This is a genomic window from uncultured Roseibium sp. (assembly GCF_947496995.1).
Lineage (GTDB): Bacteria > Pseudomonadota > Alphaproteobacteria > Rhizobiales > Stappiaceae > Roseibium.
The window spans coordinates 1,312,568-1,327,141 of record NZ_CANMFD010000001.1; the positions used below are offsets into that span (position 1 = coordinate 1,312,568).

The 14,574-nt window shown below is 61.3% G+C and carries 9 protein-coding genes; 6 read left to right on the top strand and 3 right to left on the bottom strand.

The features are described 5' to 3' along the window. Positions 1-417: 417 nt before the first annotated feature. The gene (locus Q1B40_RS05920) at positions 418-1,413 is read right to left on the bottom strand and encodes an L-threonylcarbamoyladenylate synthase (protein WP_299811355.1); all 996 of its coding nucleotides are present in this window, start codon (positions 1,411-1,413) and stop codon (positions 418-420) included. 318 nt (positions 1,414-1,731) lie between these two features. On the opposite strand from Q1B40_RS05920, the gene Q1B40_RS05925 reads away from it, so the two are divergent. The 5 genes from Q1B40_RS05925 (at position 1,732) to Q1B40_RS05945 (ending at position 7,936) form a co-directional block, all read left to right on the top strand. Further along, positions 1,732-3,513, top strand: a complete 1,782-nt coding sequence (locus tag Q1B40_RS05925) for an acyl-CoA dehydrogenase (RefSeq protein ID WP_299811358.1) — start codon at positions 1,732-1,734, stop codon at positions 3,511-3,513. Positions 3,514-3,534: 21 nt separating this feature from the next. Next, positions 3,535-4,281 carry a crotonase/enoyl-CoA hydratase family protein gene (locus Q1B40_RS05930; RefSeq protein ID WP_299811361.1) on the top strand — a complete coding sequence of 249 codons (747 nt, stop codon included), beginning with the start codon at positions 3,535-3,537 and terminating at the stop codon, positions 4,279-4,281. A gap of 83 nt (positions 4,282-4,364) precedes the next feature. Then, entirely contained in the window at positions 4,365-5,228 is an 864-nt protein-coding gene (locus Q1B40_RS05935) for an NAD(P)-dependent oxidoreductase (RefSeq protein WP_299811364.1), read from the top strand. 190 nt (positions 5,229-5,418) lie between these two features. After that, positions 5,419-6,942: an ankyrin repeat domain-containing protein gene (locus Q1B40_RS05940; RefSeq protein WP_299811367.1), complete on the top strand. Its 1,524-nt coding sequence runs from the start codon at positions 5,419-5,421 to the stop codon at positions 6,940-6,942. Positions 6,943-7,129: 187 nt separating this feature from the next. Then, positions 7,130-7,936: a mechanosensitive ion channel domain-containing protein gene (locus Q1B40_RS05945; RefSeq protein ID WP_299811370.1), complete on the top strand. Its 807-nt coding sequence runs from the start codon at positions 7,130-7,132 to the stop codon at positions 7,934-7,936. A gap of 87 nt (positions 7,937-8,023) precedes the next feature. On the opposite strand, the gene Q1B40_RS05950 is transcribed toward Q1B40_RS05945, so the two are convergent. Beyond that, positions 8,024-10,801 (bottom strand): cation:proton antiporter, encoded by a 2,778-nt coding sequence (locus Q1B40_RS05950; protein WP_299811374.1) that lies wholly within the window; start codon positions 10,799-10,801, stop codon positions 8,024-8,026. 382 nt (positions 10,802-11,183) lie between these two features. Next, positions 11,184-12,131 carry a DMT family transporter gene (locus Q1B40_RS05955; RefSeq protein WP_299811376.1) on the bottom strand — a complete coding sequence of 316 codons (948 nt, stop codon included), beginning with the start codon at positions 12,129-12,131 and terminating at the stop codon, positions 11,184-11,186. A 251-nt stretch (positions 12,132-12,382) separates the two neighbouring features. Between Q1B40_RS05955 and Q1B40_RS05960 the strand changes: the two genes are divergently transcribed. Then, positions 12,383-14,545: a malate synthase G gene (locus Q1B40_RS05960; RefSeq protein WP_299811379.1), complete on the top strand. Its 2,163-nt coding sequence runs from the start codon at positions 12,383-12,385 to the stop codon at positions 14,543-14,545. Positions 14,546-14,574: the final 29 nt, after the last annotated feature.

The window sequence follows — 14,574 nt, forward strand, 5'->3', positions numbered from 1 at the left end:
CGGCAAATCTGGCCGGCCCGTTTAAAGGTGCGAGCACCGCAATGCCCGAGGGGAGGTCCGCTGCATCTCAAATCCAGATACAGACTACGTGATTCCGGTAAGCTTTGGCGAGCTTTTAACCGTTATTCATTTGGAAATTGGTGTAGAAATCACGAAATTCGACGTTTCGTTATCAGCCGGCATCGACTGTTTTGCTTAGGGTTCTTGATGCGAGGTCAATGTCTGCTTGGCCTCTTCAAGGTGCGAAACTTGCTCAGGTCACTGAATAACTTAACGCGTTCGAAGTTGAGTTCGCAGAGCAAGTTTCCCGCTGGAGTTGCTGATTTTTAAGGCTTTTCGGCAAGGTGGTAATTCGCGGGATTACCACCTGCTTTTCCGGCGCGGCGGTGGTCTGGCGATCGCTCGGGCGGTGGCCGGTCAAACGCGCGGTGCTGCAGCCCGGCGCAAACGGTCGTTGATCGCCTCACCCAGCCCAAAGTTGGGGATAAACTGGACGCGGATGGTGCTTGCGCCGCTTGCATCGAGGGTCCGCATGGCCTGAAACAGATTGGCGGCTGCCTCCGTGAGGTCTCCCGAAGGGCTCAGATTGACCTCCGCCAGGGCCTCGGACGCCCTCGGAAGCGCATCGGGCCCGAACGAAAGCAAGCCGTCCTCCGGGTGTGCTTCCTGGGCGTTCAGGACCATCGCCGCGTCAGGCGCGTAATGCGAGGACAGCATGCCCGGAGCTGCAGGTGCATCCGCCCGCATATCGGAAGACGCATTTTGAAGCGGATGTCCGAGAACGGTTTCGATGTCCTGCCGCGAAATGCCCCCGGGACGCAGCAGGCGTGCCGTGTCGTCGCCCAGGCCGACAATTGTGGATTCGATTCCGACAGCGCAGGGGCCTGCGTCGATCACCCAGCTCAGCGACGGGCCTAGATCCGCGATCACGTCATCGGCGGTCGTCGGGCTGATCCGTCCTGACCGGTTGGCGCTTGGAGCGGCCAGGGGCCGGCCGGTTTTTTCCGACAGGAAGCGCATTACCGGGCCGGCCGGAAGTCGCAGCGCGACTGTTCCAAGTCCGGCGGTGGCAAGATCGGATATCCGGCAGGTTTTGCTTTTGGGAACGACAAGGGTCAGCGGGCCCGGCCAGAACGCCTCGGCCAGCGCCAGGGCTCGCGCGTCGAAGACCCCATGTTCCATGGCGGCCTCAAGGGAGGCGACATGGGAAATCAGCGGATTGAACTGTGGCCGCCCCTTGGCCTCGAAGATCCGGGCGCAGGCGGTCCCGCTGGTGGCGTCTGCCGCCAGACCGTAGACGGTTTCGGTCGGCACCGCGACCAGTTCGCCTGCGATCAGCGCTGCGCATGCGGCCTCCGCTTCGGGGGCTTCCTGCCAGTCCCGGGACTTCAAGTCGGGCGTCCAACGCTGCATTGCCGGTCTCTTCATGACGGGTGCGTTCGTTTTCACCGAAAACCTGCGCACCTGCCGCTGCGATATGGGTTGACGTTTACGTCAACAGGGCTACTGTCCTGTCAAACCACTGTCTCATGCGCCTTTTGCGGAGAACCACTGCCGCCGTCAAGCTTTGAGCAGTAAAACAGCGGGTTGCCAGCGGAGGAGAAGCTGGCGAGTGAATGGTCGACCAGCCTGTCCTGGAAACGAAACGGGCTGAAAAGTCGATAGATTTTAGAGTGTTAGAACGCCCTGGTTGCCTTGAAGACAACACGGGGTGCACCTGGGAGGACCTGAATGTATCGCGCGCCGGTCGATGAGATTGCTTTTACCCTGAAACATGTCTGCGGTCTGGACGAGCTGCAGAAAACCACGCTTCATGCGGAGCTTGGCGACGATCTGGTCGAGGCAATTCTGACCGAGGCCGGCCGGTTCGCCTCCGAGGAAATCGCACCGCTCAACGCCGTCGCGGATCGGCACGGAACCCCCTTCCAGAACGGTGAGGTCACCACGCCTCCCGGCTGGCGGGATCTCTATCATGCCTGGATCGAAGGCGGCTGGAACGGCTTGTCGGCGTCTCCGGAAACAGGCGGTCAGGGCCTGCCCCAGATGCTTTCCGCCGCTGCGCTGGAGATGTGGAATTCGGGCTCGATGGCCTTCGCGATCGGCCCGACCCTGACCATGGGCGCAATCGAGGCGATGGAAAAACACGCTTCCGAAGAGCTGAAGACCCGATATCTGGAAAAACTGGTTTCCGGTGAGTGGATGGGAACGATGAACCTCACCGAACCTCAGGCCGGCTCCGACCTCAACGCGCTCAAGGCGAAGGCGGAACGCAATGACGACGGGACCTACCGGGTTTTCGGCCAGAAGATCTTCATCACCTACGGTGACCACGATCTGACCGACAACATCATTCATATGGTTCTGGCGCGCCTGCCTGATGCCCCAGCCGGGACGAAAGGCATTTCGCTCTTTCTGGTGCCCAAGTTTCTCGTCAATAAGGACGGCTCGCTGGGTGCGCGCAACGATGTTCGCGTTGCCGGTGTCGAGCACAAAATGGGCATTCACGGCTCCCCGACCTGCACCATGATCTATGGTGATGAAGGCGGGGCGACGGGCTGGCTGATCGGTGAAGAAAACCGCGGTCTCGCCTGCATGTTCACCATGATGAATAACGCCCGCCTTGCTGTCGGTATTCAGGGTCTCGGTGTCGCCGAGCGCGCCTATCAGCATGCCCTGCAGTATGCACTGGACCGCAAGCAGGGCAGGGCGCCGGGGGACAAGGGCGAAGGCATGAGCCCCATCGCCCGCCATCCGGACATCAAGCGCATGTTGCTTGCCATGAAATCCAGAACCCAGGTTGCCCGTGCGATCTGTTACGCCTGCGCGCATGCCATCGACATGACGAACGGGGCCGAGGACGACGACACCAGAAAATTCTGGAGCGAACGCGCCGGCCTGCTGACACCGATCGCCAAGGCCCTCTCGACCGATTTCGGTGTCGAGGTGGCATCGCTCGGCGTTCAGATCCACGGCGGCATGGGGTTCATCGAGGAGACCGGCGCGGCGCAGCATCTGCGCGACGCGCGGATCGCCCCGATCTATGAAGGCACCAACGGCATTCAGTCCATTGATCTTGTCCTGCGCAAGCTGCCCCTGTCAGGCGGAGATCACATCAGGGGCTTCATAGCCGAACTCAAGGCCGTTGCCGATGAGGTCGCCGCGTCCAACCGGCCGGAATTCGGCGCGACCGCTGAACGCCTGGCAGCCAGCATCGAGGATCTGAGAGAGGCGAGCGACTATATGCTGGCAGCCCAGTCAGAGGGCCGGATCGCCGATGCTCTTTCCGGAGCAACGCCTTATCTGCGGGTTGCCGGACTGGCGCTCGGCGGGGCGCTGCTGGCGCGAGGCGCCTTGCGGTCGGCCGGAGAGCCGGCACAAAGGCTCGCCGAACGAACCCTGCTCGCCCGCAATTTCTGCGAGACGACGCTTTGCGAAACCGCCGGTCTGAAGTCGGACATCCTGCTGTCGGCCGAAGCCATTCAGGCGTTCGATGCAGAAGCGCTGGCATCCTGAAGCGCCGCACGGGAGAACTCCATGATCCGCAAAACCATTGAAGACGGCGTCCAGCTTCTGCGGCTGGACCGTCCGGAAAAGAAGAATGCCCTCACGGGGGCCATGTACACGGATCTCGCCGAGGCTCTGGAAGCCGGAAACACGGATGACGGCGTGCGCTGTCATCTGATCTGCGGCCAGCCGGAGGTGTTTACGGCGGGAAATGATATCGGCGATTTCCTGCAATATGCGGGCAAGTCCGGCATGACGGAGACCCCGGTAGTTCGGTTCCTGCGCGCGCTGGTGCGCAACGAAAAGCCGCTTGTGGCCTCGCTCGACGGCATTTCCATCGGCGTCGGCACGACGTTGCTTATGCATTGCGACATGGTGTTCGCCAGCCCGCGCACGATCATCCGCTCCCCCTTCGTGGATCTCGGCCTTGTGCCGGAGGCCGGCTCCAGCCTGCTCGGGCCGCGGATGCTTGGCCATGCCCGCGCTTTTGAACTGCTTTGTCTCGGCAGGCCCTTTTCTGCGCGAAAGGCGGAGATGGCCGGCCTTGTCAATGAGGTGGTGGAAGGCGATGTCGATGCCGCCGCCATGGCTTGCGCCAGGGAGATCGCGGCCAAACCGCCGGAGGCGATGGCTCTGTCGCGCAAGCTGCTGCGCGGCGACACCGGGCTGCTTTCCGAACGTGTGGAAGAGGAAATCAGGATCTTTGCAAGCCGGCTGAGTTCGCCGGAAACGATCGCTGCTTTCCAGGCGTTCATGACGAAATCCGCGAAGAACTAGGGCAGAAATAGCGTCTGTCATCGGCGGCAAGCGCCTTGGAAAAGAACAAGCGCCACAACGGCGGTAATCCGGAGAAATAGAAGATGTCATTGAAGGGCAAAACCCTGTTCATCACCGGCGCCTCGCGCGGCATCGGCAAGGCAATCGCACTCAGGGCGGCGCGGGACGGCGCCAACATCGCCATTGCCGCCAAGACCGCCGAACCGCATCCCAAGCTTGAGGGCACGATCTATACGGCCGCCGAGGAGATCGAAGCAGCCGGCGGCAAGGCACTGCCGCTGGTTGTCGACGTGCGCGACGACGAGGCCGTGAAAGCTGCAATCGACAAGACCGCCGCGGAATTCGGCGGCCTGGACATTCTGGTCAACAACGCCAGCGCCATCCAGTTGACCCCGCTGGCGCAGACCGACATGAAGCGTTTCGACCTGATGCATCAGATCAACACGCGCGGCACGCTGGCCTGTTGCAAACACGCCATCGAACATCTCAGGAATGCTGACAATCCTCACATCCTGACGCTGTCGCCGCCGCTCGACATGCAGGAAAAATGGTTTGCGCCGTTCACGCCCTATGCCATCGCCAAATACGGCATGAGCCTGGTGGTCCTTGGGCTCGCCGGTGAACTGCGCTCGAAAGGCATCGCGGTGAACGCGCTCTGGCCGCGCACGACCATCGCAACGGCGGCGATCAGAAACATCATCGGGGGCGACAAGCTGATGCAGCAGAGCCGGACACCGGATATTCTGGCCGATGCCGCCTATGAGGTCTTCACATCGCCGTCGAAGGAGTTCTCCGGCCAGTTCCTGATCGACGACACCTTTCTGGCAAGCCGGGGCGTCACCGATTTCGACAAGTACAGGGTTGATCCGAGCCAGGCTCTGGCCCCGGATTTTTTCGTACCGGACGACAGCGAGGCGCCCTGCGATCTCGGACCGCTCAAGGGCTGAACGTCTGCGCTGAAAAACGGCTGGACGGGCTTGCATTGTCGAGCCTGTTCATGCAATTTCCCGGAGCCGACGAGGGCGGCATCCGGATCCGCGGAAAGCGCAAGCACCCTGACGACTGACGACATATGCCGGTTTTTCACCTGCGCCCGAAACCAGCGGATCGCCCGGGCTTTGCATCAGGAGAAAAGCCATGTCCGACGGACCTGCATTCACCCTCGATACTTTTAAAAATACAGCCCGCCGCCTCAGGAAAGCTCATGCCGCCGGCGATCCGGACGCCCATGCGCGCGTTGTCGCCCATGTCGCCTCTGACAGGGGGCTCAGACATGCCGACTTTCTGCATGTGATTGCCCGGGAAGAGGGGCATGAGAGCTGGCCGAAGCTGAAATTCGCAGTTGAAAGCGCGGCCATGAGCCGGGCCGAAAAGGCCGAGCGGCTAAAAGTGGCGCTCTATCAGGGACAGTACTGGAAAACCGGCAGGCTTCTGGCTGAGGACCCGACCCTGAAGGACGACACTCTCGGCCTGCAGATTGCACTCTACGACCTGGACGCGGTCCGTGCGGCTGTCGACCGCGATCCCGAAGCGGCTGTCCGACCTATCGGCGTTCGCTCCCCGATCCTGCATCTGGCGTTTTCAAAGGAAATTCACCGCAGTCCCGGCAAGGAGGCCGACATGATGGCGATTGCCGAACTGCTGGTGGCCAGCGGCGCGGACGTCAATGACGGTTACCTGTTCCAGCCGGGCGACAAGGACATGCTGACGGCGCTGTATGGCGCGCTTTGCCATGCGGACAATTTCACCCTCGGCCGCTGGCTGCTGGAAAAGGGGGCCGATCCCAACGACAACGAGTGCCTCTACCATGCGACCGAACTGGAGCACGCGCGCGCGCTGGAGCTGTTGTTGAAGCACAATGCCCGCCCGGACGGCACCAACGCCCTGCCGCGCGCGCTCGACTTCGAGGACGAGGTCAAGGTGCGCATGCTGCTTGAGGCCGGCGCTGATCCAAACATCACCGTGCCGGACCAACCGGGCGGCCTGCCGCTGAACACCATTCCCGCACTCCATCAGGCCGTCAGGCGGGGCCGTTCCGCCGCGATTGTCGAGCTGCTTCTTGAGTTCGGCGCGGATGCGAAGGCCGTCTGGCAGGGCCACACACCCTATGCGCTCGCGCGGATCTACGGCAACATGGCCGCCGCGGATCGGCTGGTAGAGAAGGGCCATGCTTCTCAGCTCTCTGAAAGCGAGACGGTCCTTGCGGCCTGCGCTGACGGTGTGGCCCGGCCCGGAAGCCTGGATCCTGCCGCGTTGAGCAAATACGACCGGAGCCTTCTGAGCGAACTGGCAGCCTTTTCCGGGCGGCTTGATCATCTGAAGGCGCTCGTCGAGGCTGGTTTTGACCCCGAGATGGGCGATGACATGGGACTGCCGCCGTTGCATATCGCGGGATGGCACGGATTGGTGCCGGAGCTGAGCTATTTCCTGTCGCGCGAACCGGATCTTTCCAGGAAAAACCATTATGGCGGCGATGCGCTCGACACGGTGGTCCATGGCTCCGAATTCGCTCCCGGTCGGCCGGAAGCCGACCACATCGCCTGCGCGCGCCTGTTGCTGGAGGCAGGCAGCGTTCTTCAGCCTCACTATGTCTCCAATTGCGGCAACCCGGACATGGCGGTGTTTCTGGAAGACTGGCAGGAGAGGTCCGGCCGGGTGTGATCCGTCGAGGCGGGTGGAAGACGCTTGGTTTCTTCGCATCCGCCACGTCGCACGTTGAGGCTCCGCAGATCTGACAGGGTTATCTGCGGAGCCTGTCGAAAAGGTTGGGGACTTTGCCGGTCCGGACGGATTACGCCGCTAAAACCTGCATATGGTCAAAGCCTGTTCGCGAACGGAGGAATGCATCATGGAAAGTGCCATGGACCAGGTCAGCGTTTATACGCCGCTGCTGATCAATGCGGTCAAGGCGGTCATCGTCCTTCTCATCGGGTGGTTTCTGGCCGGTTTTCTGTCAACACTGGTCAAGAAGAGGATCGTCAGCCACCCGCGTATCGATGACACGATAGGGGGCTTTGCCGCCTCGATCGTGCGTTGGCTGGTTCTTCTGGTCACGCTGATTGCCGTGTTGCAGCTTTTCGGCATCCAGGCGACCAGCCTCGTGGCTGTTCTCGGTGCCGGCACACTGGCCATCGGCCTCGCCCTGCAGGGCACCTTGAGCGATATCGCAGCCGGGGTCATGCTGATCATTTTCCGCCCTTACCGGATCGGCCAGTTCGTCGATATCGGCGGCACCAGCGGAACGGTGAAGGATCTCAATATATTCGTCACCGAGCTGGTGACCCCGGACAACGTGCAGATCATCATGCCGAACGGGCAGGCCTGGGGAACGGTTCTGACGAATTATTCCGCCCATCCCACGCGCCGTCTCGATCTGACTTTCGGCATCGACTACGACGACGATGCCGACAAGGCCATTCAGATCATTCTGGATGTCGCCAACGCCGACGCGCGCATCCACAAGGATCCCGAACCCTGGGTGCGGGTGACGAACCTCGGTGACAGTTCGGTCGATCTGGGCGTACGCCTGTGGTGCAATTCCGCCGACTACTGGGAACTGAAATTCCACATGCTGAAGACGGTCAAGGAAGCCTTCGATGCCGGCGGTATTTCCATACCGTATCCGCACGCCGTGGAAATTCAGAAAGCGGGCTGATTTCTGCCGCGCAGGAAACGGGCCGGCCGGCCCGTTCATCCCGGCCACGTCGAGGCTTTACCGGCACTCGGTTGAGGCCGGCGGTGCCTATGCGGTGCCTGTTTTCTGATCCGCGGTGTTCTCTTCGGCATTCTTCGATGCCGCAGGATCTTTTGCATCTGGAGCGTCCACCGGGGCGGGGTCTTTTGTCTCCGGAGATTTGCTCTCGACTTCGGCGGCGCTGTCCTCCGCCGCGTTTTCGGCGGCTTCGGGTGCATCGACCGGAGTGTCCTCTCCGCTTGCCGCGGTTTCCCTGTCCTCATGCGACGTGGACAATGCTCCGGCGAACACCGAAAGCACGGGGTCGTCCATGTCCAGGGTATCGTCGTTGGTGTTCATGAAACGCCGTTTTTTGGCAAGAGCAATGACATGGTCGCGCAGCTCCTCATGCTGCGCCATCAGATCCTTGAAGTCCTGGGCTCCAAGGCTCAGCAACTGGCAATACCCGAGCGCGACCACGTCGGCACTGCGCCGGCCTCCCGTCATCAGCGCAATCTCGCCAAACACGTCACCGCGGCCCAGGCGCACGGCGTGGGTGGGCGTGCGCACCTCCACCGCACCCGAGGCAATGAAGTAGGCCGCGTCGCCCCGGTCGCCCTTGCGGATCAACAATTCACCGGGGGTCGCGAACTGCGGCCGCATCATGCGCCGGATCGCCTTTTTCTGCTTGGGCGGCAAATCGGCGAAAAGAGGGTGGGCACTCACCAGTTCGCGTGTCTTGAGACCCAGGTCCAGAGCCGGACGCGTGTGGCAGGCGCGGCGCGCGCGTTCGACATCCTGCAGGAGGTCGCGGTGCAATTCGGTCCCGATCAGCATCTGTGCCTTGGCATCGTCGTAGGTGGTCTCCTCCAGCCGCACGCCCGTCTTTCTGAGGAACTGTGCTTCCAGCGCGTCGGCGTAGTCGGGATACTGAAGACGCAGGGCGTCGATAGCCTGCAGGGTTTCGTCCTGACGGATGGCGAGTGTGTCCTGAAGGATGTCGCCCACACGGTCGCCGAGCAGGGGCCGGATCTGTTCGTTGCAGAAGACAATCAGTTCGTCCGCGAGGATCCGGTAGACCAGCAGAAATTCAAAGCGGTCGGCCAGGCGGATCGCGAGCGGGCGCGTGATCCGCAGCCGTCTTTGCAGTGCTTGCGCCAGGCGGAAGGACAAGTCGAACTTCAGCGGTTGCCGGGTGGCCTTGTTATAGCCGGACCGGCCGTCGCTGCGGGTCAGGTCGCCTGTCCGGCCGGTAAGCGTGAGGAACCGCGACACCGCCCGGCCCGAGATGGTTTTCTCATGGAAGTGTTCCAGGACCAGTTGCTGTTCCCGGTCCGCAAGCGCGATCAGGCCGATACGGACCCGGTCCCAATCCTTCAACTCTGCCAGCTTGTCGGTTTCCGCGGCGGCTGCCGCAGCCCTGTCTTCATAGTCCTTCAGCACCTGCGCGGTGACTTCCGGTCCGATATGATAGGCCTTCGCCGCCGTCTCCAGTCCATGACGCACGTCGGACAGGGAGAGCGCCAGGAACTGTGTTCGGAAGGCCTCATCGCGGGCGTTCAACTGGTCGAGACCGAGCAGGCGGATCAGCGGTTTCAGACTGGTGCCGTAGACAAGCAGGGTGAACAGCACGAACCCGGTTGCCAGCTTGGTGACAAAATCGGACACCTCTTCCGACAGGGCCGCGTGTTCGGACACGCTGAGCGCCAGCGTCAGCGTCACCGCGCCGCGCATGCCGCCCCACAGCATCACGGTCTTGAACTTGCTGTTGACCGATTGTCCCATCTTGAAGACGCTCAGGACCGGCAGTAATCCGAAGATCACCACCGCCCGCGCCGCGAGCGCGGCGATGATCACGACCAGCAGCAGCAGGATGTCTACGGGGGTGAAGCCCTCCACGAAGCGCGGGATCAGGATTGCCGAGAGCAGAAAGATCAGCGATGCCGCCCAGAATGAGATCTGCTCCCAAACCGCATGCAGAAACTGCCAGATCGCCGGCTGGATGCGTGCGGGCCCGTAGAAATTGAACACGGTTCCGGCACAGACCACGGCCACCACGGCGGAGACGTCGGCGAACTGGTCGCTGAGTACATAGGTGCCATAGGGGAGAGCAAGGCTCAGGGTCACCTGGGCAAGCGGGATGTCGCGCATGATCGGCAGAAGGGCGACAGCGATCCGCCCCAGCAGCGCACCGACGATGACACCCCCGGCAAACGACCGGCAGAAGGCAATCACCGCTTCGTTGATCGACAGGGTCTGTTGCCCGGTGAGCATGTGCAGCAGTATGACGAAGATCACGATGGCCGCGGCATCGTTCAAAAGGCTCTCGCCCTCCACAATGCGTCCAAGCCGGGCCGGAGCGCCGATATCCCGGAAAATGGCGACGACGGCAACCGGATCGGTGGTGGCCACGATCGATCCGAGCAGCAGGCACGCGATCAGCGATATGTCCTTGAGCGAGAACACCAGCGCGAGCGGATAGAGCGCCAGGCCGATAAAGGCCGTCGCCACGAACACCGCCACGATCGCCATCAACAGGATGGGGCCGATATCTTCCATGATCCGGCGGATATCCAGAGTGAGCGCGGTCTGGAACAACAGGATCGGCAAAAAGATGTAAAGGATCATCTCCGCGTCCAGAGGCGGATTGATGAAGACATCCGCAATGGCGTTGAAGACGTTGGTTTCGGCCGTATAGCGCAAATAGATCGCCAGAATACCGATCATCGTGCCCACGGTGGCCAGCAGAACGCTGGGCGCGAGCCCGAGCCGCCGCGCAAGCGGCTGCAGCAGGGAAATTGTTATCAGCAACAGCGCGAAAGCGCCTGTAATCAATGGTGTTTCCATGAACCCATCGTGCCTTGCGATTGCGGCAATTTCAAATGTGCCTCTCCTAAATTCCGCTGGACCGGACCGCTATCAGATTGAAGGAAATGAAAGCGGAAATCTGTTGGAAATCAGAGTTTTGGCGCGCCAAACCCGTATTTCCCGAAAGCTCCGCCGTCCTTCACACGAGCAGCTCTTCGATGAAAGCCGCACCTTGAGGGCGCTTCGCCTCCCAAGCGATAGCAGTATTTCTGCTTAAGAAGCGTAAAGGCGGCGGCTTGCCGGGAGCAAAATTTTCGGTGCGGGACGCAATTTCTCTCATCCCGGCCCGGAGCATCCTCACCGGGCCATCTTGCTGACGAACAGGTACCGACAAACCGCAAGCGGAAAGGCGTTTCAGCCTTTATACAGCTCCGCCCGGATTGGGCCGGTCGTGCCTGCCGGACGCCTTGCGTTCCGAAAGCCAGATGCCGCCGAGAACCAGGGACAGGGCCAGGCCATGATGCCATTTGAATGGCTCGCCGAGGATCGAAACAGCAAGGATAGCTGCGAATATGGGAACGAGATTGATGAAGACGCCGGCCCGCGCCGGGCCGATCATTTCCACGCCGCGCATGAAGAAGATCTGCCCCAGGCACGAGGGGAAGAGCGCAATGTAGAAAACCACCATCCAGCCTTTTACCGTCGGCCACTGCGCGGTGCCGGAGGCCATCTCGAAGGCAAGACCGGGAAGGGAGGTGACGGCGGATATGGCCGACAGCACGGCAAAGAAGGCAAGACCGGAAACACGCGGCCTGTTCTTGAGGCCGAGCGTGTATCCCGAATAGAGCACGCAGGCGAGCAGCATCACACCGTCACCCGGATTGATCGCCAGTGCCAGCAGGGTGTCCAGTTTGCCCTGGGAGGCGATCAGCGTCACACCCACAAGCGTCAGAACGATGCCCAGGATCTGAAGCACCCTGACACGGGTGCCGAAGGCGATCACCGATCCGATAAGCACGAAGATCGGGATCGATCCCTGGATAATGCCGATATTGACGGCGGTGGTCGTGGTTGCCGCAATATAAAAAAGGGAATTGAAGCCGACGAACCCGAAGACGGCCATCAGAACCATGCGCAGCAGATAGGGCCGCATGACAGACCATTCTGATCGGATGCGTATCCACAGCAACGGCACCATGATCCCTGCGACGATGAACCAGCGCAGGAAGACCACCACCATGGGAGAGACTTCACCCACGACCAGGCGCCCGGCAACCGCGTTGCCGCCCCAGAAAAGGGTTGTGAGACCGAGCATCAGGATAGCGTTCCCGTAACTCGGGCCGCCAAATCGTCTCGCAATCGAAAGCATAGGGACCTTTCCGCAGAAAGCGGTGTTGACGCCGCCATCGGTACTGGAAGAACGGAGGGACCGAAAGGGCCTTCTTTTCAAAATAAGACCCGGCCTGTGGAGATAATATCCCGGATTGTTTCCAAAACAGAAAAAGTCATGGGTGAACCCGACCAATTGACGCCCGCCCTGTTTCATCCCAAAACACTGGCAGCTCGTAACGTGTCCCGGGGTTACTACCCTGAACACAAGTGTATTGCAGGGAGACAGGAATGACCGGCCGGATCGATGTTCATGGATTGAAAGTCGCCGAGGTACTTTTCGATTTCATCAACGGCGAAGCCTTGCCTGAGACAGGTGTCGACCAGGACCATTTCTGGAGAAGCCTTTCCGCGCTGGTTCACGATCTGGCTCCCGTCAACCGGGAACTGCTGGAAAAGCGCGATGCCCTGCAGGCGAGAATCGACGACTGGCACAAGGCCAATCCGGGAACCCCGGACATGGCGGCCTACAAATCTTTCCTGAGCGAAATCGGCTATCTGGTTCCCGATGTGGGCGATTTCCAGGTCGGGACAACCAATGTCGATCCGGAAATCGGCGAAGTCGCCGGTCCCCAGCTTGTCGTTCCGGTGATGAATGCGCGATACGCGTTGAACGCGGCCAACTCCCGCTGGGGATCGCTCTATGACGCGCTTTACGGAACGGACGCCATGGGCAGTCGGCCGCAGGGCGGCGGATATGACGAAGCGCGCGGGGCGGAAGTGATCGCCCATGCCCGCAAGGCTCTTGACGAGGCTGCGCCACTGACAAGCGGAAGCTGGTCGGGCGTCACCGGGTTGGCCGTGAACGGCGGGACGCTTCAGATCAGTACGGAAACCGGCTCCACGTCCCTTGCCGATCAAGCCCAGTTCGCGGGTTTCTCCGGCGATGCAAGCGCGCCCTACAAGGTCCTTCTGGTCAAGAACGGCCTTCATCTGGAAATCAATATCGACAGCCAGCATCCGATCGGCAGCACCGACAAGGCCCATATCTCCGATATCGTTCTGGAATCCGCCATGTCGACGATCATGGATTGCGAGGATTCCGTCGCTGCGGTCGACGCGCAGGACAAGGTGGCCGTCTACACCAACTGGCTCGGCCTGATGAAGGGCGACCTGGAAGAGACGTTTGAAAAGGGCGGCGAAACCGTTACCCGGCGCATGCATGGCGACCGGCACTATACGGCTCCAGACGGCAGCGCCGTCACGCTCCATGGTCGCTCGCTGCTGCTGGTGCGCAACGTCGGCCATCTGATGACCATCGACGCGGTGCTGGACAAGGATGGCAATGAAGTGCCGGAAGGCCTTCTGGATGCCATGATCACATCGATGATCGCGCTGCACGACATCGGCCCGAACGGCCGGGAAACCAACAGCCGCGCCGGTTCGGTCTACATCGTCAAGCCGAAGATGCACGGACCCGAGGAAGTGGCCTTCGCCTCGCGCATCTTCGACCGGGTCGAAGACGCGCTCGGGATGGCGCGCCATACGATCAAGATGGGCATCATGGACGAGGAACGCCGCACCACGGTGAACCTGAAGGAATGCATCCGCCAGGCGAAGGACCGGGTGTTCTTCATCAACACCGGGTTCCTCGACCGGACCGGAGACGAGATGCACACCTCCATGGAAGCCGGGCCGATGATCCGCAAGGGCGACATGAAGGCCGCCCCATGGATCACAGCTTATGAAAACAACAACGTCGATGTCGGGTTGGCCTGCGGGTTTCCCGGACATGCGCAGATCGGCAAGGGCATGTGGGCGATGCCGGACCTGATGCAGGCCATGCTGGAGCAGAAGATCGGCCATCCGATGGCGGGGGCCAATACGGCCTGGGTACCGTCGCCGACGGCAGCCACCCTGCATGCGCTTCATTATCACAAGGTGTCCGTTGCCCAGTGTCAGGCGGAACTGAAATCGCGCGACAGCGCAAAACTGGAAGACATCCTGTCTATTCCGATCGCCGAGCGGCCGAACTGGACGCCCGAAGATATTCAGGCGGAGCTCGACAACAACGCGCAGGGTATCCTGGGATATGTCGTGCGCTGGGTGGAGCAGGGCATCGGTTGTTCAAAGGTTCCCGACATCAACAATGTCGGCCTCATGGAAGACCGGGCGACATTGCGAATTTCCTCGCAGCACATCGCCAACTGGCTGCATCACGGCGTGGTCAGCAAGGATCAGGTGATGGAAACCATGAAGCGCATGGCCGCCGTGGTCGACGGCCAGAATGCCGGAGATCCCGGCTACCGCCCCATGGCCGCGGACTTCGACAACTCCGTCGCTTTCCAGGCGGCTTGCGAGCTGGTTCTGGAAGGCACGAAACAGCCGAACGGCTATACCGAGCCGGTCCTCCACCGTCGCCGGATCGAGTTCAAGGCGAAGACGGCTGCATGAGAGAGCCGGGCGCGTCATGCGCCCGGACT